This is a genomic window from Actinoplanes sp. NPDC026623, assembly GCF_040638275.1.
In the GTDB taxonomy this organism is placed as follows: domain Bacteria; phylum Actinomycetota; class Actinomycetes; order Mycobacteriales; family Micromonosporaceae; genus Actinoplanes.
In genome coordinates this window covers 76067-95062 of record NZ_JBEZXZ010000004.1, presented here as the reverse complement: position 1 = coordinate 95062, position 18996 = coordinate 76067, and the positions used below count along the sequence as shown (strand labels likewise).

The 18996-nt window shown below is 72.1% G+C and carries 18 protein-coding genes; 7 read left to right on the top strand and 11 right to left on the bottom strand.

Features of this window, described 5'->3' with window-relative positions; genetic code table 11:
- Window positions 1–4: 4 nt before the first annotated feature.
- Window positions 5–1021 carry a cytochrome c oxidase subunit II gene (coxB, locus tag AB0F10_RS02365; RefSeq protein ID WP_360620002.1) on the bottom strand — a complete coding sequence of 339 codons (1017 nt, stop codon included), beginning with the start codon at window positions 1019–1021 and terminating at the stop codon, window positions 5–7.
- Between the two features lie 162 nt (window positions 1022–1183).
- On the opposite strand from coxB, the gene ccsA reads away from it, so the two are divergent.
- The 6 genes from ccsA to AB0F10_RS02335 all read left to right on the top strand — a co-directional run bounded on the left by ccsA (window position 1184) and on the right by AB0F10_RS02335 (window position 6129).
- Window positions 1184–1918 carry a cytochrome c biogenesis protein CcsA gene (ccsA, locus tag AB0F10_RS02360; protein WP_360620001.1) on the top strand — a complete coding sequence of 245 codons (735 nt, stop codon included), beginning with the start codon at window positions 1184–1186 and terminating at the stop codon, window positions 1916–1918.
- Entirely contained in the window at window positions 1915–2313 is a 399-nt protein-coding gene (locus AB0F10_RS02355; RefSeq protein WP_360620000.1) for a cytochrome c maturation protein CcmE, read from the top strand. Before ccsA ends, AB0F10_RS02355 begins: the two co-directional genes overlap by 4 nt.
- Window positions 2310–4214 (top strand): cytochrome c-type biogenesis CcmF C-terminal domain-containing protein, encoded by a 1905-nt coding sequence (locus AB0F10_RS02350; RefSeq protein WP_360619999.1) that lies wholly within the window; start codon window positions 2310–2312, stop codon window positions 4212–4214. Before AB0F10_RS02355 ends, AB0F10_RS02350 begins: the two co-directional genes overlap by 4 nt.
- On the top strand, window positions 4211–4765 hold the full coding sequence (locus tag AB0F10_RS02345; RefSeq protein ID WP_360619998.1) for a TlpA disulfide reductase family protein: 555 nt from the start codon (window positions 4211–4213) through the stop codon (window positions 4763–4765). Before AB0F10_RS02350 ends, AB0F10_RS02345 begins: the two co-directional genes overlap by 4 nt.
- Window positions 4762–5649, top strand: coding sequence for a cytochrome c-type biogenesis protein CcmH (locus AB0F10_RS02340; protein WP_360619997.1), 888 nt, complete (start codon window positions 4762–4764; stop codon window positions 5647–5649). The genes AB0F10_RS02345 and AB0F10_RS02340 overlap by 4 nt, the downstream gene beginning before the upstream one ends.
- Window positions 5650–5721: 72 nt before the next feature.
- Window positions 5722–6129, top strand: coding sequence for a four-helix bundle copper-binding protein (locus tag AB0F10_RS02335; protein WP_360619996.1), 408 nt, complete (start codon window positions 5722–5724; stop codon window positions 6127–6129).
- 410 nt (window positions 6130–6539) lie between these two features.
- Here AB0F10_RS02335 and AB0F10_RS02330 read toward each other — a convergent pair whose 3' ends face one another.
- The 8 genes from AB0F10_RS02330 to AB0F10_RS02295 form a co-directional block, all read right to left on the bottom strand.
- Window positions 6540–6968: a response regulator gene (locus AB0F10_RS02330; protein ID WP_360619995.1), complete on the bottom strand. Its 429-nt coding sequence runs from the start codon at window positions 6966–6968 to the stop codon at window positions 6540–6542.
- 31 nt (window positions 6969–6999) lie between these two features.
- Window positions 7000–7287, bottom strand: coding sequence for a MarR family transcriptional regulator (locus AB0F10_RS02325; protein ID WP_360619994.1), 288 nt, complete (start codon window positions 7285–7287; stop codon window positions 7000–7002).
- Between the two features lie 6 nt (window positions 7288–7293).
- On the bottom strand, window positions 7294–7494 hold the full coding sequence (locus tag AB0F10_RS02320; protein WP_360619993.1) for a hypothetical protein: 201 nt from the start codon (window positions 7492–7494) through the stop codon (window positions 7294–7296).
- A gap of 79 nt (window positions 7495–7573) precedes the next feature.
- Window positions 7574–7966: an SPW repeat protein gene (locus tag AB0F10_RS02315; RefSeq protein WP_360619992.1), complete on the bottom strand. Its 393-nt coding sequence runs from the start codon at window positions 7964–7966 to the stop codon at window positions 7574–7576.
- A 63-nt stretch (window positions 7967–8029) separates the two neighbouring features.
- The gene (gene nrfD / locus AB0F10_RS02310) at window positions 8030–9124 is read right to left on the bottom strand and encodes an NrfD/PsrC family molybdoenzyme membrane anchor subunit (RefSeq protein ID WP_360619991.1); all 1095 of its coding nucleotides are present in this window, start codon (window positions 9122–9124) and stop codon (window positions 8030–8032) included.
- Entirely contained in the window at window positions 9121–10113 is a 993-nt protein-coding gene (locus tag AB0F10_RS02305) for a 4Fe-4S dicluster domain-containing protein (RefSeq protein WP_360619990.1), read from the bottom strand. The genes nrfD and AB0F10_RS02305 overlap by 4 nt, the downstream gene beginning before the upstream one ends.
- Window positions 10110–13379, bottom strand: coding sequence for a formate dehydrogenase (gene fdh / locus AB0F10_RS02300; RefSeq protein WP_360620030.1), 3270 nt, complete (start codon window positions 13377–13379; stop codon window positions 10110–10112). Before fdh ends, AB0F10_RS02305 begins: the two co-directional genes overlap by 4 nt.
- A gap of 90 nt (window positions 13380–13469) precedes the next feature.
- Entirely contained in the window at window positions 13470–14531 is a 1062-nt protein-coding gene (locus AB0F10_RS02295) for a permease (RefSeq protein ID WP_360619989.1), read from the bottom strand.
- 106 nt (window positions 14532–14637) lie between these two features.
- On the opposite strand from AB0F10_RS02295, the gene AB0F10_RS02290 reads away from it, so the two are divergent.
- A complete protein-coding gene (locus AB0F10_RS02290; protein ID WP_360619988.1) occupies window positions 14638–16311 on the top strand; it encodes an NAD(P)/FAD-dependent oxidoreductase in 1674 nt (557 codons plus the stop codon).
- A 14-nt stretch (window positions 16312–16325) separates the two neighbouring features.
- Here the strand turns inward: AB0F10_RS02290 and AB0F10_RS02285 are convergent, their stop codons facing one another.
- Window positions 16326–17609, bottom strand: a complete 1284-nt coding sequence (locus AB0F10_RS02285) for a SigB/SigF/SigG family RNA polymerase sigma factor (protein WP_360619987.1) — start codon at window positions 17607–17609, stop codon at window positions 16326–16328.
- 365 nt (window positions 17610–17974) lie between these two features.
- Window positions 17975–18952 (bottom strand): ion channel, encoded by a 978-nt coding sequence (locus AB0F10_RS02280; RefSeq protein ID WP_360619986.1) that lies wholly within the window; start codon window positions 18950–18952, stop codon window positions 17975–17977.
- Between the last annotated feature and the right edge of the window lie 44 nt (window positions 18953–18996).

Below are 18996 nucleotides of genomic sequence, written 5' to 3'. Positions count from 1 at the left end.
GCTCCTACTTCAGTGATTGCAGATACGACAGCAGGTCCGGCAGATCCTGCGCGGACACCGGCTGCGGCGGCATGGCGTTGCCCGGCTTGATGGTCTGCGAGTTGACGATCCAGCCGCCCAGGTGGCCGGCGTCGTTCGGCGCGGCGCCGGCCCCGATGCTCCACCGGGAGCCGATCGTGCTCAGGTCGGGCCCGACCGAGCCGGTGGCGGTGGTTCCCTGCACGGTGTGGCAGGACGCGCAGGAGCTGCGTTCGAAGACCTCCCGGCCGCGTTGCTGGGCTGCGGTGAGCGTCGTCGTGGCCGGCCGCGCGGTTGCGGCGACCCACGTGTCAAATTCGGCGCGAGGCTCGGCGACGACCATCAGCGCCATGAAAGCGTGCTGCTTGCCGCAGTACTCCGCGCACTGCGCGCGGTACTGCCCCGGCGTGGCGGTGCGCAGCCAGGTCTGGTTGACCTTGCCCGCGATCAGGTCGGTCTTGGGCATCAGTTGCGGCACCCAGAAGCTGTGCTGCACGTCTGCCGTCCGCAACCGGACCCGGACCGGTTCGCCCACCGGGATGTGCAGCTCGTTGGCGGTCACCGCGCCGGCGGGGTGGGCGTACCGGACCTCCCACCACCACTGGTGGCCGATCACGTCGACGGTCACCGCGGGGTCCTGCCGCGGCGCGGCGAGGGCGTTGAGGTCACGCAGCCCGAGACCGTAGACGGTGACCAGGACGGCGAACGGGACGACGACACCCAGCACCGCGATGCCACCGATGGCGTCGCCGCCGCGAATCTTCGCCCGGGGCCGGCGTCGCCACCACAGAGCCCATCCGAGCAGCAGCATGACCTCGGCGAAGACGGCCATCGCGATCCAGAACATCAGCCACCACAGGCCCTCGACGCGCTGGGCGCCGTCGCCGGATGCCTGCAGGGTGGACTGCTGGTGGTGCGCGCAGCCGCCGAGGGTCAGCATGCAGCCGACGGCCGCCAGGCGCCACGGCGTACGGATCCCGCGCCGCGATGGGTCACGCCGCATCCGGTCCTCCTCTCGCCGCGGGGTGCGCCCTTGCCCTGCACCGCCGACGCTCAAAACGGCTGATCGAGAAAAGTTCGGCCGCCAGGTTTTCGCGCGGCGCGACCGTTTGAGGCGCCGCGGCCGGGGCAAGGGCGCGCCCCGGAGATTCGCGGAGGAGCAACCATGCCGAACAACTTGCCGACACCGCTGCTCGACGGCCGCCGGGCGGCACGGGACCGGCGCAACCTCGGCTGGGCGGCGCTGGGGCTGGGCGTGGCGGGCGCGCTGGCCGGCCTGACCGTCGCCCCGGCCGACGCCGTACAGGGCCAGGCGCAGCGGCTGATGTATCTGCACGTGCCCACGGCGTGGACGGCCTACCTGGCGTTCTTCGCCGTCCTGGTCAGCAGCGGGGCGTACCTGGTCTGGTCGGACCCGCGCTGGGACCGGGCCGCCCGCGCCGCCGCCGAAATCGGTCTGGCCGCCACCGCCGTCACCTTCGCAGCGGGAACCATCTGGGGCAGGGCGACCTGGGGGGTCTGGTGGGCGTGGGATCCCCGCATCGTCAGCACGATCGTGCTGTTCCTCGTCTACGCCGCCCAGCTGACCCTGCGCTGGTCGGAACCGGATCCGCACCGCGGCGCCCGGCACGCGGCCTGGCTGGGCGCGGCCGGCTTCGTCACCGTCCCGGTGGTGCACTTCTCGGTGGTCTGGTGGCGGTCCCTGCACCAGCAGGCCACGATCGTGGCGCCGAGCGTGCACCCGCCGATGGACACCATCATGCTGGCCTCGCTGCTGGTGTGCGCCGCGGCCGCCAGCGTCGCCGCGTCCTGGTTGTTCCTGTGGCGTATCGCTGTCCTGGAAGATCGTGCGGGAGTCCGCGCCGCCGCACCACACGCGGTGCCGGCGGGCCGTCGATGAGCCCGCGACACAGCCGAGCGCTGCTGCTCCTGCTGGTGGCCGCCGGCATCGCTTTGCTGGTAACGGCCGGCCTGCAGAACACGCTGACCTTCTACCGCTCCCCCAGCGAGGTCACCCAGGGCCCCTCGGCGCACGAACGGGTCCGCCTCGGCGGGCAGATCGTCCCGGGGTCGCTGCGCACCGAGACCGGTCTCACCCGGTTCCGGATCAGCGACGGCACCACCGAGATACCGGTGGAACAGGTCGCCGATCTGCCGGGCACCCTCCGTGAGGGTGAGCAGGCCGTCGTGGAGGGCACCCTCGACGCCCATGGCGTCTTCCGCTCGGACACGGTCATGGCCAAGCACGGCAACGAGTACCGGCCCGTCGAGCCGGGCGGGCAGGACGGCCGGTGACCGGCGGAGCGGGAAACATCGTCCTGGGCGCCGGGCTCGTCGCCGCGGTCGCCACCACCCTGCTGTGGTCGCGGGTGGCACTGCTGGGCGTCCCCGCCCGGCTGGCCCGCGCGGCCACCTGGGCCACCCTCGCCATGGCGGCCGCCGCCAGCGGCCTGCTCGAGGCAGCACTCATCGGTCACGACCTCAGCGTCCGCTACGTCGCCGAGAACGGAGGCCGCGACGTACCGCTGTACTACACCGTCACCAGCCTGTGGGCGGCCCTGGACGGATCGCTGCTGCTGTGGCTGCTGATCCTGTCGGGCTGCGCCGTGGTGCTGGGCAGCCGGCGGGCTGACCCGCTGCGGCCGTACGCGATGGCAGTCGTCGGTGTCGTGACAGTCTTCTTCTTCGCCCTCACGTACTTCGCCGCGAACCCGTTCACGGAGGTGTCGCCGGTGCCCGCCGACGGCCCCGGGCCCAACCCCCTGCTGCGCGAGCACCCGGCCATGGGCGTCCACCCGCCGCTGCTGTACGCCGGCTACATCGGCATGGTGGTGCCGTTCGCGTACGGTGTCGCCGCCCTCCTCGCCGGACGCACCGACCGGCTCTCCGTGGGGCTGATGCGCCGGTGGACGCTGGCCGCCTGGGCGCTGCTCACCGCGGGGATCACGATGGGCGCGTGGTGGTCGTACGCGGTGCTGGGCTGGGGTGGCTACTGGGCCTGGGACCCGGTGGAGAACGCCTCACTGCTGCCGTGGCTCACCGCGACCGCCCTGCTGCACACCCTCGCCGCGCGACGCCGGACCGGCGCCCTGCAGTCCTGGACCGTCGCCCTGGCCTGCGGCAGCTTCCTGCTGGTGCTGATCGGCACGTTCCTGACCCGATCCGGCGCCGTGGCCAGCGTCCACGCGTTCACCGCCTCGCCGCTGGGCCCCATGCTGCTGGGCTTCGTCCTGATCAGCGTCGCCGTCGTCCTCGGGCTGCTGGTGTGGCGGTCGGACCGGCCCGAGCCGACCCGACCTGCGCCCCTGCTGGCCCGCGAGTCGGTGATGACGGGCAACGCCGTGCTGATGGTCGCCATGGCGGCGATCGTGCTCACCGGCACCCTGTTCCCCCTGCTGGTGCAGGCGGTGCAGGGCGACACCGCCACCGTGGGCCCGGGCTACTTCAACCGCTCCGCCGTACCCGTGGCGCTCCTCGTGCTGCTGCTCATGGGCGTGGCGCCATTGCTGCGGGCGGACCGCCCCGCGGACCCGCGGCGGCTCGGCCTGCCGGCGGCGGCAGGGCTCGGCGCCGCCGGCGTCGTGGGACTGCTCAGCCGGCCCGGCGTTCCGCCGCTGGCGGCCTTCGCGCTCGGCGCCTACGTCCTCACGGGACTCCTGCAGGCGGCCGTCCGGCAGCGGCCGAGCCTGCGCAGGTCGGGCTGGCTGCTGGCACACGCGGGGATCGCCGTCGTGGCGATCGGGGTCGCCGCGTCGTCGGCGTACACGGTCAGCACCGAGCGGCAGCTCACGGTCGGCGAGACGGTCATCGCCAGCGACGTGACCGCCCGGCTGGTGCAGGTAGACCGTACGGCGCGACGCGGCGAGATGAGCAGCCGGGTCCGCCTGGAACTCGGTGGCGGCGCCAACGGACGTAGCGAACCGGCGTTGCGCTACTACCCTGCGCGGGACCTCACCGTCAGCGTGCCGGCCATCCGGTCGCGCATCAGCGGCGACGTCTACACCACCGTGCTCGCCACCACACCGGACGGGACCGAGGCCACCGTACGCCTGGCCGTGAACCCGCTGGTGGGGCTGGTCTGGCTCGGCGGGGCCCTCACCGCCCTCGGCGCAGCAACGGCGGCGATACGGCTACCGTCGCGCCGGCGGGCCCGAGTGCCGGCGCCGGACGCCGCGGAGCCGGTGGGTGCGGCATGAGCCGGGGACGAATTCTGACAGCGCTGCTGGCGGCTGCGGCGGTGGTTGCCCTGGGCGTCACGCTGGCCTCCGGCGTCGGGCAGGCCTCCGGGGATCCGGCACCGACGGCGGCCGGCCCGCTCACCCAGGCGCGCACCGGAGCCGCCCCGGCCCTGACCGGGACAACGCTGACCGGCGCCCCGTTCGACCCGGCCGCGCTGCGCGGCAAGGTGGTCCTGGTCAACGTGTGGGCGTCCTGGTGCGACCCGTGCCGGCAGGAACTGCCCGTGCTGGCCGCCGCCCAGCGCCGCTGGTCGGACCGCGGCCTGAAGGTCGTCGGCATCGACATCCGCGACAACGCGGAATCGGCCCGGGCGGTGCTCGCCGACCTCGGCGTGCGGGACCTGCCCAGCATCGCCGATCCGCAGGGCACCACCGCGGTCGCCTGGGGCGCCCGCGGGGTGCCGGAGAGTTTCGTCGTCGACCGGTCCGGGCAGGTGCGCTGGTGGGCACATGGCGCGGTCGACGCCGCCTGGCTGGAGCAGCGGGTCGGTCCGCTGCTGAGCTCATGACGGCCCGCCGGCTCCTCACGCTCGCCGTGCTCGCCGTGCTCCTCGGCGCCGCCGGAACGGCCGTATGGCGCTCCGTGGGACCACGGCCCGAGACCGCCCACAGCATCGCCGAGCAGCTGCTGTGTCCGACCTGCCAGGGCGAGTCCGTGGCACAGTCGCAGTCGCCCATGGCCGCCGCCATGCGTGACACCATCGATCAGCAACTCGCTGCCGGACGTACTCCCGAGCAGGTCCGCCGGTTCTTCCTGGACCGGTACGGGCCTGGCGTGCTGGCCGAGCCCTCGTACCACGGTCTCGGTCTCCTGCTGTGGCTGCTGCCGGGGCTGGCCGTCGCCCTGGTCGTCGGGCTCGTCCTCCGCAGGCGACGGCGCCGGTCCGGCGACTCGCTCGCAGAGGCCCCCACCGAGGCACCGTCGGCGCGCGGAAGACCGGCACGCGCCTGGGACGCCGTCGCGGTCGCCGTGATAGCCCTCGTAGCCGCGGTGGCCGTCGCCAGCCCGCACCGTGGCCCCGACACGCAGCCCGCTCCGGCCGCTGACCGCGACACGTCCCTGCAGGCGCTGGCGCAGTCGCTGGAGGACCAGGGACGCTACGCCGAGGCGGCGGAGGTGTACCGCGACGTGGTGACGCTGCGGCCGGACGACCGTACGCGGCTGAAGCTGGCCTTCGCCCTGCTGCGCGCCGACCGGGCCCGGGAAGCCGCCACCACCGCCCAGCAAGCACTCCACGATTCCCCCGGGAGCACGGACGCCCTGCTGATCCTGGGCCTGGCTCAGCGCGCGTCGGGGTCACCCGCGGCGACCGCGACGCTGCGCCGGTTCCTGAAGGCCGCACCCAAGGATCCGGCCGCCGCCGAGGTCCGCCGCCTTCTCGGCGCGACCTGAGAGCCGCGAACCCGCGTACGGCCCCGGCCGACGGGTAAGAGACCGATGGACACCATCTGGAAGGAGGACGTGATGACATCGACCACCATGCCGATGCTGGAGACGTACCCGAAATCCATCAACCTGGACCGCGGCAAGCTGGCCGCTGCGATCGACGCGCTGATCGCCTGCTCCGAGGCCTGCACGGCCTGCGCCGACGCGTGTTTGAGCGAGGACTCGGTCGCGGACCTGACCAAGTGCATCCGCACGAATCTCGACTGCGCCGACGTGTGCGCGACGACCTCGCGGGTGCTGTCGCGGCACACCGGCTACGACGCCAACCTCAGCCGCGGCCTCCTCGAGGCCTGCGTCACCGCCTGCGCCACCTGCGCGGACGAATGCGAGCAGCACGCCGGGATGCACGAGCACTGCCGGATCTGCGCGGACGCGTGCCGCCGCTGTGAACAGGCGTGCCGCGAGCTCCTCGGCGCCATGACCTGACACCCCGCGGCGCACCGGGCGCCCGGCCGTCCCGGCCGGGCGCCTGCTCGGCGCAGGTCAGCAGGCGTCCGGCACGAGCATGCCGCACGCCGGGAACCGCCCACACCGGCGTCCGGCTGACTCCGGGACGGCCACCGAATCCACCATCCCTCGAGGATGACGACGCCGTTCTGCACGGTCACCGGGACGTGACGGCCCCGGATCCGGGTGTCGGCTACCAGCTCGTCGGCAACGCACTCCACCAGCTCCTGGTCGTACTCGTCCCACGCTCGGACGGACACGGGTTCATCAGCGACTCCTCGTACCGGATGGCGCGGCGTCCCGAACCGGGCCGTCACAGCGCAGAATCCTCGCAGGACGACATCGCAGCGCCTCAGCAGCCATATGACGGTTGCATGACAGAAACGCCGTCATGCCTGCCGGTGAACCATGAACGCGGTCGATTCCAGGTTCCGGACGATGTCGGTGAGGCAGGCGAAGTCGACCGGCTTGGTCGCGTACCCGTGGACGGGCAGGAGCTCCGCACGGATGATGTGCTCGGCGGCGCTCGAGTCGACGAGGACGACCACCGGCGTACCCGCCGTGTCCGGGCGTGCGCGAAGCTGCCGCAGGAACTGGCGGCCGTCGTGGCCGGGCAGGTGGAGGTCGAGTAGCACGACGTCGGGCGTACGCGCGTCCTCGTACGGCGGTTCCCGGTCCAGGTAGGCCCGTGCCTGCCGAGCGTCACGTACGGCATGCACCGGGCTGATCACCTTGTGCACATCCCAGGTCTCGCGGAGGTAGGTCTCCTCGGCTGCGTCGTCCTGGACGAGGAGGAATTCGACGGTCTGGCCGCTCACCGCACCTCCTCGGATTAGGTGCGCTGATGCACTAACTCCGATCGTAGCCCGGGAGCCGCGTGCACATGTACAGCCGGATCCGGGTGAAGAGGGCGAGCGAGGCCATGGCCGCCAGCACGGCCCGGGGCCGGGTCATCGACAGCTCACCCACCAGGCCGACCTCGGTCGCGCGCCTGCGCATCGCGTCTCCGACGAGGTCCCGCCCGGCAGGCGTCAGCGTCATCCAGGCGGCTCGCCGGTCGTCGTCGCGGTTGCGGCGGGTCACGAGCCCCTTGCGAACCAGGCGGTCGCACATGCGGGTGGCGGTCGAGGACGTCACTCCCAGCTACTGCGCCAGATCGACGATCCGCTGCTGCCCCGGGCAGACCAGTGGGACGAGCGTCCGGTACTGCGCCAGCGTGACCTCCTCGTCGAGGCCGGCGAGCGAACGCGCGGCCAGGTCGACGAACACCCGGCTGAGCGCCAGCAGCGCCGCCGTCACGTGCTGTTCGGCCTCGTCGCGCGGATCGGCGGCAGAAACGGTCATAGGCAACACTCTGGCACAGCGTGCCGGCGTCGTCCGGGACAGGCGTCCGCACCACGGTGGCATACCCGTACGCGGGTCCTCAGGAACGCCGCGACCGAGCGCCCGCGGTGAGGATCATGGCCGCGGCCACGCCGAGCAGCAGGATCACGCTGCCGGTGATCACGTTGTTGATGACGATACCGGTGGAGCTGCCGGACTGCGGGATCACCCACTGGGACACCACGACCCAGGCGCCGATGACCGCGGTCGCCCAACTGAGCCGCACCATGCGCTGGGGCATCAGGGTGAGCCCCAGCGCCACCACGGCGACCGCGATGCCGAGGATCAGGTTGCTGACCCTGACGTCAGGAGCGGACGCCGCGAAGTGGATCGTCCACGGCGAGACGGCGAGCCAGAGCCCGGCGAGCAGGACGAAGCCGTCGGTGATCACCGCCGGGCCGCCGGCGGAGGCCCTTTCGTAGCGGGCCTGCATCTCGAGGAGGTCGGGGCGCGTGGCGTCTCACCTCCGGATAAGACGGATCGGACTCCGCCGCCCCTACCCGGAATGTCGAACGTCCACCACCTGATCCGGCTGTTGTTCGGCGGCCGGCCGCGCCGCGCCGATCCGTTGCCGCTGCGGTACGACGGTGTAGCGCGGGTCCGTCGCGGATGACGTCCCGGCGTGGAAGTACCCGAGCCGGGCGAACAGGGACCCGGCCGTGAGAGCCAGGCCGCCGGCGACGTCCAGGGCCCGGCTGCAGCGCACCGCCGACGCTCCGAGCAGGACCGCGCCGGCCCGGGTGGACCAGCGTGCCGCCCGGAGGTAGCGGCCCGCGCGGCCCTGCGACAGCGGCTCGGCGACCATGCCGAGGCGCCGGTGCACCGCCCGGTCGGCGGCCTGCTCTGCAGCCGCGCCGACGATGCCGGTCAGGCGCGCGGGACCGGCCTGTCCGAGCGGCGAGATGGCCGCGATCAGCCCGCCCGAGGCGGCGAGCGCGCTGGCGCCGAACAGGTACGGCAGCTCGCGATGCGCCTCGTGCCAGACCGGTACGGCGGTGTCCGCGATCAGCGCGCCGGTGTACGTGGTCACGGCGGGCGCTAGCGCCGTGGCAGCGAGTCCGCTCGTCCGTCCGAGCGCGGCCACGACTGACGACAGCGGCGCGGGCAGACGGTGCCGTACCTCGTCGAGCGCGGCGATCGCGACCAGCGGCGCGAAGCCGGTGAGGATCCAGGTGCCCACCGACATGGGTGAGCTCGGCTTGAACACCCTCAGCATGTGCACGAAGCGCCCGGGGCGTCCGAGGTCGTGGACCAGTGCTGCCAGCGACAGCCCGGTCGCCGCCACGGCCGTGGCGCGGGCGGACCGCCGCATCGCGGCACGCCCGGTCAGGTCCGCGCCCGCGGCGAGCAGGGCCGATCCGCCGGCGATCCCACCGAGGAAGAAGTAGCCACCGATGTCCCGCGACGCCCACACCGGCGCCTTGAGCACCGACCGGCCGTAGTACGACCGGAACTCCGCGGGCGGCACCACCTCGCCGCCGCGGCCGGGACGCCGGCCACCGCGGGCGCCGATGCGGGCCTCGCGCCCGGGTGCCGTGCCGTGCGGACCGTCACGGTGCACCTCGCCGCCGCGGTCCTCCGGGGCGCTCATCGCCGGGCTCCGAGGAAGACCGCGGCTACGGTCGCCGCCACGCCGGCCGCGGCCAGGGCGGTGTGCCGCCACGTCCGCGGCAGGTCACGGGTGGTGACGACCGGGTCCGGCGGGAAGCCGTACACCTCGGGCTCATCCAGCAGGAGGAAGAAGGCCCCCGCCCCGCCCACGCCGTCGTCCGGGTCGGCGCCGTAGAGCCGCGCCTCGGGTACGCCGGCGTCGTGCAGGTCCTCGACCCGGTGCGCCGCCCTGTCCCGCAGCTCATCGAGCGGTCCGTACTGGATGGAGTCGGTCGGGCAGGCCTTGGCGCAGGCCGGCTCTTGGCCGCCGCTGAGCCGGTCGTAGCACAGGGTGCACTTCCAGACCCGGCCGTCGTCCTTGCGCTGGTCGATCACGCCGTACGGGCAGGCCGGCACGCAGTAGCCGCAGCCGTTGCAGATGTCCTCCTGCACGATGACCGTGCCGAACTCCGTGCGTATCAGCGCCCCGGTGGGGCACACGTCGAGGCAGGCGGCGTGGGTGCAGTGCTTGCACACGTCGCTGGCCATGAGCCAGCGCAGCTCCTTACGGCCGTCCGGGCCGACCGGGCCCGGCGCGTTGTCGCCGGGTCGCGGACCCGGGTGCAGACCTCCGGTGTCGGTGCCGAAGCCGGCTCCGTGCTTGTTACCCAGGCCGTCCGCGACCACCCCGGCGGTGGCGTGCGTCGAGGTGGGCCCGGTCGGCATGGCGGCGACGGCGTTGTTCTGCCGGCCGAGCGGCTTGTCCTGCTCGATGAACGCGACGTGTCGCCAGGTGTCTGCGCCCAGCATGCCGGTGTTGTCGTAGGACATGCCCAGCAGCGACAGGCCGTCGTCGGGGATGACGTTCCACTCCTTGCACGCGACCTCGCACGCCTTGCAGCCTATGCAGACGCTGGTATCGGTGAAGAAGCCCATCCGGGGCGCCGACTCCGGGTATCCCGTCGTCCCTTCCCGCAGGTCGTCGCTCATGCCGGTCCTTCCTCCGTGGTGCGGTGCGCCGTACCCGTCTCGTCGGTGACCCCGGCCCGGCGGCGGTAGCCCTCCACCAGGCGCAGGCGGTCCGGCCCACGCGGCCGCCTTCCGGGGCGGATGTCGCAGGTCAGCGCCTTTGCCTCCTGGATGTGGACGTTGGGGTCCAGGGCCATGTGGGTCAGTTCGTTCGCCCCGTCGCCGGTGCTGATGCCGTTACGGCCCCAGTGGTACGGCAGGCCTACGTGATGCACGAGCCGGTCGTGCACCCGCATCGGCAGCATGCGGTCGGTGACCAGCACGCGCGCCTCGATGGCGTTGCGGGCGGTGACGATCGTGGCCCATCCAAGGTGCTGCAGCCCGGCCTCGTCCGCCAGCTCCGGGGACACCTCGCAGAACATCTCCGGCTGCAGCTCCGACAGGTACGGCAGCCACCGGCTCATGCCCCCGGCCGTGTGGTGCTCCGTGAGCCGGTAGGTGGTCAGCGCGTACGGGAAGACCTGACTGCCCGGCTGGTCGCCGCTCGGGTGATACCGGTCCACCGGCCGTTTCGTCACCTGACGCGCCGGGTTCTGCTGCTGACCGTAGAGCAGGTTGGGCACCGGCGACTCCTGCGGCTCGTAGTGTGCCGGCAGCGGCCCGTCGGTCAACCCGGCCGGCACGTACAGCCAGCCCTTCCCGTCGGCCTGCATGATGAACGGGTCGACGCCCGACAGCGCGTCCTGCCGTTTCGCGTCCTCCGGCGGGCGGTGGCCGGGCGCCTTGGTGGGCTGGAAGTCGGGCACGTCGTGGCCGGTCCACCTGCCCTGGTCGGCGTCCCACCAGACGTACGCCTTCTTCTCGCTCCAGGGCTGGCCCTCCGGATCGGCGGAGGCGCGGTTGTAGAGCAGGCGGCGGTTGGCGGGCCACGCCCAGCCCCATTCGGGCGCCACCCAGCTCTGCTCGGTGCGCGGCTTGCGACGGGCCGCCTGGTTGATCCCGTCGGCGTACGTGCCGCAGTAGATCCAGCATCCGCACGCGGTGGAGCCGTCGTCCTTGAGCTCCTCGTACGACGACAGGCACGACCCATCGAACTTCCACCCGTTGATCTCCTGCAGCACCCCCTGCGCGCTGGGCTCGTCGTGCTGCCCGTGGGTGGAGTAGTTCCAGGTCAGATCGAGGATCGGCCGGTCGACCGCGGACTGCGAGCCCACCAGCTTGGCCCGGATGATCCGCCCGAGGTGGAACCAGAACCACAGGTCGCTGCGCGCGTCGCCGGGCGGGTCCACGGCCTTGTGGTGCCACTGCAGCATGCGCTGGGTGTTGGTGAAGCTGCCATCCTTCTCGGTGTGGGCGGCGGCGGGCAGGAAGAAAACCTCGGTGCCGATCTCCTCCGGCCGCAGCTCCCCCGACTCGACCTCCGGTCCGTCCTTCCACCACGTCGCGGACTCGATGAGCGAGAAATCCCGCACGACGAGCCAGTCCAGGTTCGCCATGCCAAGACGTTGCGCCTTGGCGTTGGCCGAACCGACCGCCGGATTCTGCCCGTTGAGGAAATAGCCCTTGCAGGTGCCGTCGAGCTGCGCCTGCACGGTCTGGTACGAGCTGTGGTCGCCGGTGATCCGCGGCAGGTAGTCGAAACAGAAGTCGTTGTCCGCGGTGGCCGCCTCACCCCAGTACGCCTTGAGCAGGCTGACGGCGTACGAGCGCATGTTGCCCCAGTAGCCGGTGTCCGAGGAGTCGTCGGCCACGTAGTCGTCGAGGCTGCCATGGGAGTCCGGGTGCGGCATCGGGAGATACCCGGGCAGCAGGTTGTACAGGGTCGGGATGTCCGTGCTGCCCTGGATGCTGGCGTGCCCGCGCAGGGCCAGGATGCCGCCGCCGGGTCGCCCGATGTTGCCCAGCAGCAGCTGCAGCACGGCAGCCGCCCGGATGTACTGCACGCCGACGGTGTGCTGGGTCCAGCCGACCGAGTACGCCCACGCCGTCGTCCGGTCCCGCGTCGAGTTGCGGGTGATCGCCTCGGCCATCTGACGGAAGATCTCCTCCGGAATCCCGCAGACGCGTGCCACCATCTGCGGGGTGTAGCGGCGGTAGTGCCGCTTGAGGACCTGGAAAACGCAGCGCGGGTGCTGCAGGGTCTCGTCCCGCTCGATGCGGTGCAGGTCCCGCAGCGATGCACCGTGGCTTCCGTGCTCGTGCCCGCGCCCGGTCACGTGCCGCTCGTGTGACATCTCCTTCGCGCCCTGCTGCCGCTTGCCGGCCGCGCTGGCCACGCTGGTGCCCTCGTACTGCCAGGAGTCGGTCCGGTAGCTGCCGGTGTCGTCCTGCCAGCCGGAGAACATCCCGTCGAGGTCCTCGGTGTCCCGGAAGTCCTCGCGCAGGATCGTCGCCGCGTTCGTGTAAGCCACCACGTACTCACGGAACTCCAGCCCGTTGCTCAGCACGTAGTTGATCAGCCCGCCGAGCAGGGCGATGTCGGTACCCGACCGGATCGGCACGTGCAGGTCGGCCAGGGCGCCGGTCCGCGTCAGCCGCGGATCGACGTGGATGAGCGTCGCCCCGCGCCCTTTCGCCTCCATGACCCATTGGAAGCCCACGGGGTGGCACTCGGCCATGTTGGAGCCCTGAAGCACGATGCAGTCGGCGTTCTGCAGGTCCTGCTGGAATGTCGTCGCGCCGCCGCGACCGAAGGAGGTCCCCAGACCGGGGACGGTGGAGGAGTGTCAAATACGGGCCTGATTCTCGATCTGTACGGCGCCCAGCGCGGTACCGAGCTTCTTGATCAGGTAGTTTTCCTCGTTGTCCAGCGTGGCCCCGCCCAGCATGGCGATGCCCATCGTGCGGCGTACCCGCCGGCCTCGCTCGTCGGTGTCGACGAAGGTGTCGCGGCGAGTGGCGATGACCCGGTCGGCGATCATGTCCATCGCCGGGCCGAGGTCGAGCTCCTCCCACTGCGTGGCGTACGGGCGACGGTAGCGGACCCTCGTCTCGCGCAGCGGGTTGGTGACCAACTGCTTCGTGGCCGCGCCCTTGGGACACAGCCGGCCCCGGCTCACCGGGGATGCCGGGTCACCCTCGATCTGCACGACCTCGTCGTCCTTGACGTAGACCAACTGGCCGCAGCCGACCGCGCAGTACGGGCACACGCTGGCGACCACGCGGTCGGCGGTGTCGGTACGCGGCCGCAGCCGGTCCGTGGCCCGCGAGCGTACGGCCCGGCCCCGCCCGGACCGGTCACCCTGACCGACCGCGGCGAGCGCCTGCCGCAGCGCCGGCCACGGCAGGAACGTCTCACGCACCCCCACCGGAAACCTCCCTGTGTCGAGGGCGCGCCCCTACCCGTCCGGGCGGGCGCCAAACGGTGTCGTTGCCGTTCAACGCGTCAGCAGCACGAGCATGCCCGCGGCCAGGACGCCGCCAGCCGCGGCGACCCCGGCCGTCGCCACAGTGACGCGCCAGCCGAAGGCGCGCCAGACCATCACCATCCCGGGCAGGCTGACCGCCGGCAGCGTGACCAGGAGCGCGCCCACACCGCCGAGGGACAAACCGGCCAGCGCCATTCCCTGAGCCACCGGGATCTCGCCGGCGGTCGGAATGACCAGCGCGGTGCCCAGCAGGGCGGCCACGACGACTAGGAGCAGGCCCGAGGCAGGACCCGGACCCAGCGGCAGCAGCCATCCCCGGAAGGCGCCGACCAGCATGACCACAACCAGGTACTCGGGCACCAGCGTCACGCCGAGACGTAGGAGGACGGCCTGGTAGCGCCGCAGCGACGGCCCCTGGTCCTCGACTTCGTCCACCACGACCGGCACGGCCGGGGACCGGCCCTCGGCGATCCGCGACACCAGCGCCGCTCCACCGACGACCACCAGCGCGCCGACCACGAGCCGGGTGGCGGTCCACTGCCACGGTGCGACCAGCAGCAAGAAGACGATCACCGCCGGGTTGAGCAGCGGATTTCCCAGCCAGTACGCGACGACGGCGGCGATGTTGGCACCCCGCCGCCGCAGTCCCACGGCCACCGGAGCCGTGCAGCAGGTGCACATCATCGACGGGGTGCCGGCCAGGCCACCGGCCAAGGCGGATTGCAGGCGCCCCGGCCGGTTGAGCAGGCGCAGCAGCCACGCCCGGGGGACCAGCGTCTGCAGGGCGGCGCTGATCAGCAAGGCGGCCAGCAGTGCCCGCCAGACCGCCCGGGCGTACGCCCCCGTGAAGCTCGTCGCGGCACCCCACGACGGGGCGTCGCCGGCACGGACACCGCCGGTTCGCAGGATGTCGGAACCCGGCCAGACACCGCTGCCAGCCAGACCGGGCACCTTGGCCCCGTACGGCACCCATTTGGCCCAGAGCAGCAACGCCGTGGCGAGCGCCGCGGCGACGATCACCGCCACCGCGAGCCTTCTCCGCACGGCTTCGGACTCGACAGCCTCTTCCATGTGCCCTCCTCGGTCCGGGACGCCCGGGGCGGCTTTCCTTAACCATGCTTTGTCAAACCTGTGCGGCACCGTGTAGCCCACGGCGGATGGGGGAAGGCACCGCCGCGTGACATCAGACGCCGTTCCCCGCCGTAGAAGCCACCCACCGCGCTACGACGCCGTCGTCATCGGCGCCGGGCACAACGGGCTGGTGGCCGCCAACCTCCTCGCCGACCAAGGCTGGAGCGTCCTGGTCCTAGAAGCCGAGGACACGCCGGGCGGGGCGGTGCGCTCCGCGGAGGTGCTCGGCGCGGGATACACCGCCGACCTGTTCAGCGCCTTCTACCCGCTCGGAGCCGCCTCCCCGGTGCTGCGCGGGCTGCAGCTGCAGGAGCACGGGCTGCAGTGGTCGCACGCGCCTGCCGTCCTGGCGCATCTGCTGCCCGACGGCCGCTCGGTGGTCCTGTCCCGCGACCTCGACGAGACCGCGGCGTCGGTCGATGCCTTCGCACGCGGCGACGGCGCAGCCTGGCGGGACCTGGTGCACCGCTGGGACAGGGTCGGCGACGCCGTGCTGGACGCGCTGTTCCAGCCGTTCCCGCCCGTACGGCCGGGGCTCGACCTGCTCCGGCGGCTCGGGGCCGCCGACGCCGCGCGCTTCGCCCGCTTCGCCACCCTGCCGGTGCGCCGGATGGGCCGCGAGCAGTTCCGCGGTGAGGGAGCGCAGCTGCTGCTGGCCGGCACGGCTCTGCATTCCGACATGTCCGCCGACGAGCCCGGCAGCGCGATCTTCGGCTGGCTCATGACGATGGTCGGCCAGCGACACGGTTTTCCCGTCCCGCGCGGTGGCTCCGGCATGCTCACCGAGGCGCTGACCCGCCGGCTGCGCGCCGCCGGCGGAGAGCTGCGATGCGGCCGGCCGGTCGAGCGGATCCTGGTGCGCCACGGCCGGGCCCACGGCGTACGGACCCGGAGCGGCGAGATCGTGCTGGCCCGCCGGGCCGTGCTGGCCGATGTGGACGTGCCCACGCTGTACCGGGAGCTCGTCGGCGAGCGTCACCTCCCCGGCCGGTTCCTGCAGGACCTGCGCCGGTTCATGTGGGACCCGTCCACCCTGAAGCTCAACTGGGCGTTGTCCGCCCCGGTGCCCTGGAAGGCCGCGGAGGTGGGCCGTGCGGGAACCGTTCACCTCGGAACCGGCCTGGACGGCCTCACCGACTACACCGGTGCGCTGACCACCGGCCGCCGCCCCGAAAGGCCGTTCGTCCTGCTGGGCCAGATGACCACAGCCGACCCGACGCGGTCGCCGAGGGGCACGGAGGTGTTGTGGGCGTACACTCATCTCCCCCGCGCCCTCGCCCGGGACGAGGCGGCCGTACGTCACCAGATCCAAACCGTGGAAGACCTCCTGGAGCACCACGCGCCGGGGTTCCGCGACCTGGTGACGCGGCGGCTGGTGGAGAGTCCGGGCGACCTGTCCGGAGCCGACGGGAACCTGGTGGGCGGCGCCATCAACGGCGGCACCACTAAGCTGTTTCAGGAACTCATCTTCCGGCCGGTGACCGGCCTCGGCCGGGCCGAGACCCCGATCCGCAGCCTCTACCTGGCCTCCGCGGGCGCACATCCCGGCGGAGGGGTGCACGGGGGGCCCGGCGGCAATGCCGCCAAGGCCGCGCTGTTGCATGCGGGGATCCGGGGTTCGGTGCGGTCCGCAGGGGTGCGGCTGGCGCTGCGCACGATGTACTCGGGCCCCGACCGCGGTGTGCTACCTCCGCCGGTGCCCTCGATGCCGGATGACTGAGCCCGAGCGGGCTGTCACGGTGCCCTGGTCCGGCGTCCGTCCCATCTTCCCGGCGTTCCGTTTTGTCGTCCCGTCGTCGTCCGGAAGGCGGCTACCGGAGTGGTCCGGCGCGCGGCTACCAGAGAGGTCCGATGCACCCCCGCGAGCGGTCGGCGGTGGACCGACGGCAGAGTCATCCGTTCCGCTGTGGCGTCCGCAGAAGGCTGACTGTCACCCTTGGGGAGCGGGGACGCGCTCGCCGTGGGGACGCAGAGCGGCCGGCACGACACCAGCCGGGTAACCCCGAGCCTGCACAGGACGTCGTACAGCTGCGGGGGCACATCGACCGCGGCGAGGCGCGCTCCGCTGGAACCGCTGGCCTGGTAGGCGTCGACCAGCGCCCGCGCGGTCGCCGCTCCCGCCGTCGCCGCCTGTCGCAGGTCCACGATGACGCGCCCCCGACGGGTGCGGACGACCGCGTCCACGAGCGCCCGGCGCAGCACCAACCCATCCACATCGCCGTGAACTGTCAGGACGGACGCGTCCCGGGTGTGGTTCATGCTGATGCCGGTGCGCGCGTACGACGGCTCGGCCGGTCGTTCCGCCCGATCGTCGAGTCCGCGGCGGAGTCGGTCCAGGATCCTGCGCAGCAGCCGAGAGACGTTCATCTGCGACATGCCGAGGGCTGCTGCTATGCGCTCCTGGGTCATCTCCGCGAAGAAGTACAGACTCAGGATGTGACGATCCCGCTCCGGTAGGTCCCGTACCAGCTCGCGCAGGACAAGTTTGTCGCACACCGACACCAGCGCAGCGTCTTCCGCGCCGACGAACTCCTGCCGTTCGGCGGCGTCGTCCTCGCCGGAGACCTTGGCGTTCAGCGAACTGACGTCGTAGACGGCGGCGGCGCCGAGCGCCTCGACGACATCATGCTCGGCGAGCCCGAGTGCCGCACCGATCTCCGCGGCGCTGGGTGCCCGCCTCAGGCGCTGGGTGAGCGCGGAGCAGGTCCGGGTCACGTCGAGGTAGCGCTCCTGCAGCCGGCGCGGCACGTGCATATCCCATCCGTGGTCCCGGAAGTGCCGCTTGAGCTCACCGGCCACGGTCGGGATGAGATAGCCGAAGAACGGCTTGCCGCGGGCCGGGTCGAAGCCGTCGACCGCCTTGACGAGCCCCAGCGCGGCTACCTGCCGCAGGTCGTCGGAGCTCTGGCCACGGTTGAGGTACCGGTACGTCAGCCGGGTCGCTAACGGCAGGTTGAGCTCGATGATGCGCGCCCGGATCCGCCGGCGTTCGTCGCCGTCGGGCGCTGCATGCTCCATCTGCCGGAACAGAGCCGCCGTTACGCGTTCGGTGTCGTCGACGGAACCGTGCCGCGTCCGCTCATCGGCGGCCGCGGGCACGGCAACAGCATGGTAAAGCGTCACGTGTCTCCTCAGAGCGACAGGAGAAGCCCGCCGGATCGCATCCGGACGAGCGAGGGAGGCGTGGGCAGACCACGAAAGGAACGACGAGCCGGCGGAAAGGCGCCCACAGGGCACGCCGCTACCACCGGCTGTCCAGGCTTGCCCGTCGGGTGCGTTCGCGGGGAACGCATGGCGCCGCTATCTCGACGCCGCGGGGGCCGAAGCTCGACGCTGGCATTCCCCCGCCCTCCGCTGCTAAACGTCGGATCGGATCGGGTTTTTCAGCCCACCGCGTCCCAGTCGCGGCCGTCCGCGAGCACCAGCCGGTGAAGGGTACGCCGACGTTCGGCCGTGGCGTGCGTTCCAGCCCGGAATGACGCCTCCTCCACCGTCGGTACGCCGGAAGCGGTCAGAGCCTCAAGGTCCGGCAGCGGCGGCACCGGGGGGTCGTGGGGTGTCGCCGAGGTCATCGCGACCGTGGACACGTACCGCTCCACGGCGGCCTGCACGGGCCAGGTGACGCTGTCATCCGGCCGGGCGCCGGGTTCGACGGCGGTGCGGAGGAGCAGCATCGCGTCGTCGAGCCTAGCCACGGCGATCGGAGAGGAGGTCGTCGCGTTCCGGCTATGGAAGTAGTGCAGCGCCGGATACGCCAGGTGTTGTTCGGCCACGACTGACAGCTGCTCGGTCACAGACACCAGATGCTGGACGAAGGCAGAGCTGAAGGTGGCGCCGGTCCACCCGCCGTGCACGATGCCCGCCGCGCTGGTGCCGAGCGCATGGATGCGCACGGCCACCGCCCGGCGGTTCACGACCGCGGCGACCACCGAGATAAGGTACGTGATGGCCAAGGTGACCAGGAAGAGGCCGGAGAATCCGGATACCGCGGTGAGGAACCGCCACGGCTGCCCGGCGGCCACGTAGTCGCCCACGCCGAGCGTGAAGATCGTGAACCCGGCGTAGTACACGATCTCCGCCCAGTCGGCCGCGACTCCCGTCCTGGCGTCCACCACGGCGCCGTGCCCGCCCAGCAGGATCAGTGACCAGCCGGCCCACAGCAGGGCGACCCAGATCACGACGGTGGTCACTAGGATCGCCGCGCCGGCACCACCCAGCAGCTTCGGCGCCCTTCCACCGCCGAACAGCCGCAGCAGCAGGCGCCACAGCAGTCCCATGAGCCGCCGGGTGAGGGGCCCACCGCCCGCCCCTACCACCAGCGTGGTGGCGAAGGCGTCCGCGAACGTGAGGACGATGACCAAGGTACCGGCGGTCCGACTCAGGGCGTGCACGTTCGTGTCCCCGC

Bases quoted from the DNA above. Each gene is read 5' to 3' on its own strand.
- ccsA (WP_360620001.1), top strand. From the start codon at position 1,184: ATGCCGAACAACTTGCCGACACCGCTGCTCGACGGCCGCCGGGCGGCA.
- AB0F10_RS02305 (WP_360619990.1), bottom strand. From the start codon at position 10,113: ATGAGCGACGACCTGCGGGAAGGGACGACGGGATACCCGGAGTCGGCG.
- AB0F10_RS02345 (WP_360619998.1), top strand. From the start codon at position 4,211: ATGAGCCGGGGACGAATTCTGACAGCGCTGCTGGCGGCTGCGGCGGTG.
- AB0F10_RS02335 (WP_360619996.1), top strand. From the start codon at position 5,722: ATGACATCGACCACCATGCCGATGCTGGAGACGTACCCGAAATCCATC.
- coxB (WP_360620002.1), bottom strand. From the start codon at position 1,021: ATGCGGCGTGACCCATCGCGGCGCGGGATCCGTACGCCGTGGCGCCTG.
- AB0F10_RS02295 (WP_360619989.1), bottom strand. From the start codon at position 14,531: ATGGAAGAGGCTGTCGAGTCCGAAGCCGTGCGGAGAAGGCTCGCGGTG.
- AB0F10_RS02285 (WP_360619987.1), bottom strand. From the start codon at position 17,609: ATGGAGCATGCAGCGCCCGACGGCGACGAACGCCGGCGGATCCGGGCG.
- nrfD (WP_360619991.1), bottom strand. From the start codon at position 9,124: ATGAGCGCCCCGGAGGACCGCGGCGGCGAGGTGCACCGTGACGGTCCG.
- AB0F10_RS02340 (WP_360619997.1), top strand. From the start codon at position 4,762: ATGACGGCCCGCCGGCTCCTCACGCTCGCCGTGCTCGCCGTGCTCCTC.
- AB0F10_RS02315 (WP_360619992.1), bottom strand. From the start codon at position 7,966: ATGCAGGCCCGCTACGAAAGGGCCTCCGCCGGCGGCCCGGCGGTGATC.
- AB0F10_RS02355 (WP_360620000.1), top strand. From the start codon at position 1,915: ATGAGCCCGCGACACAGCCGAGCGCTGCTGCTCCTGCTGGTGGCCGCC.
- AB0F10_RS02320 (WP_360619993.1), bottom strand. From the start codon at position 7,494: ATGACCGTTTCTGCCGCCGATCCGCGCGACGAGGCCGAACAGCACGTG.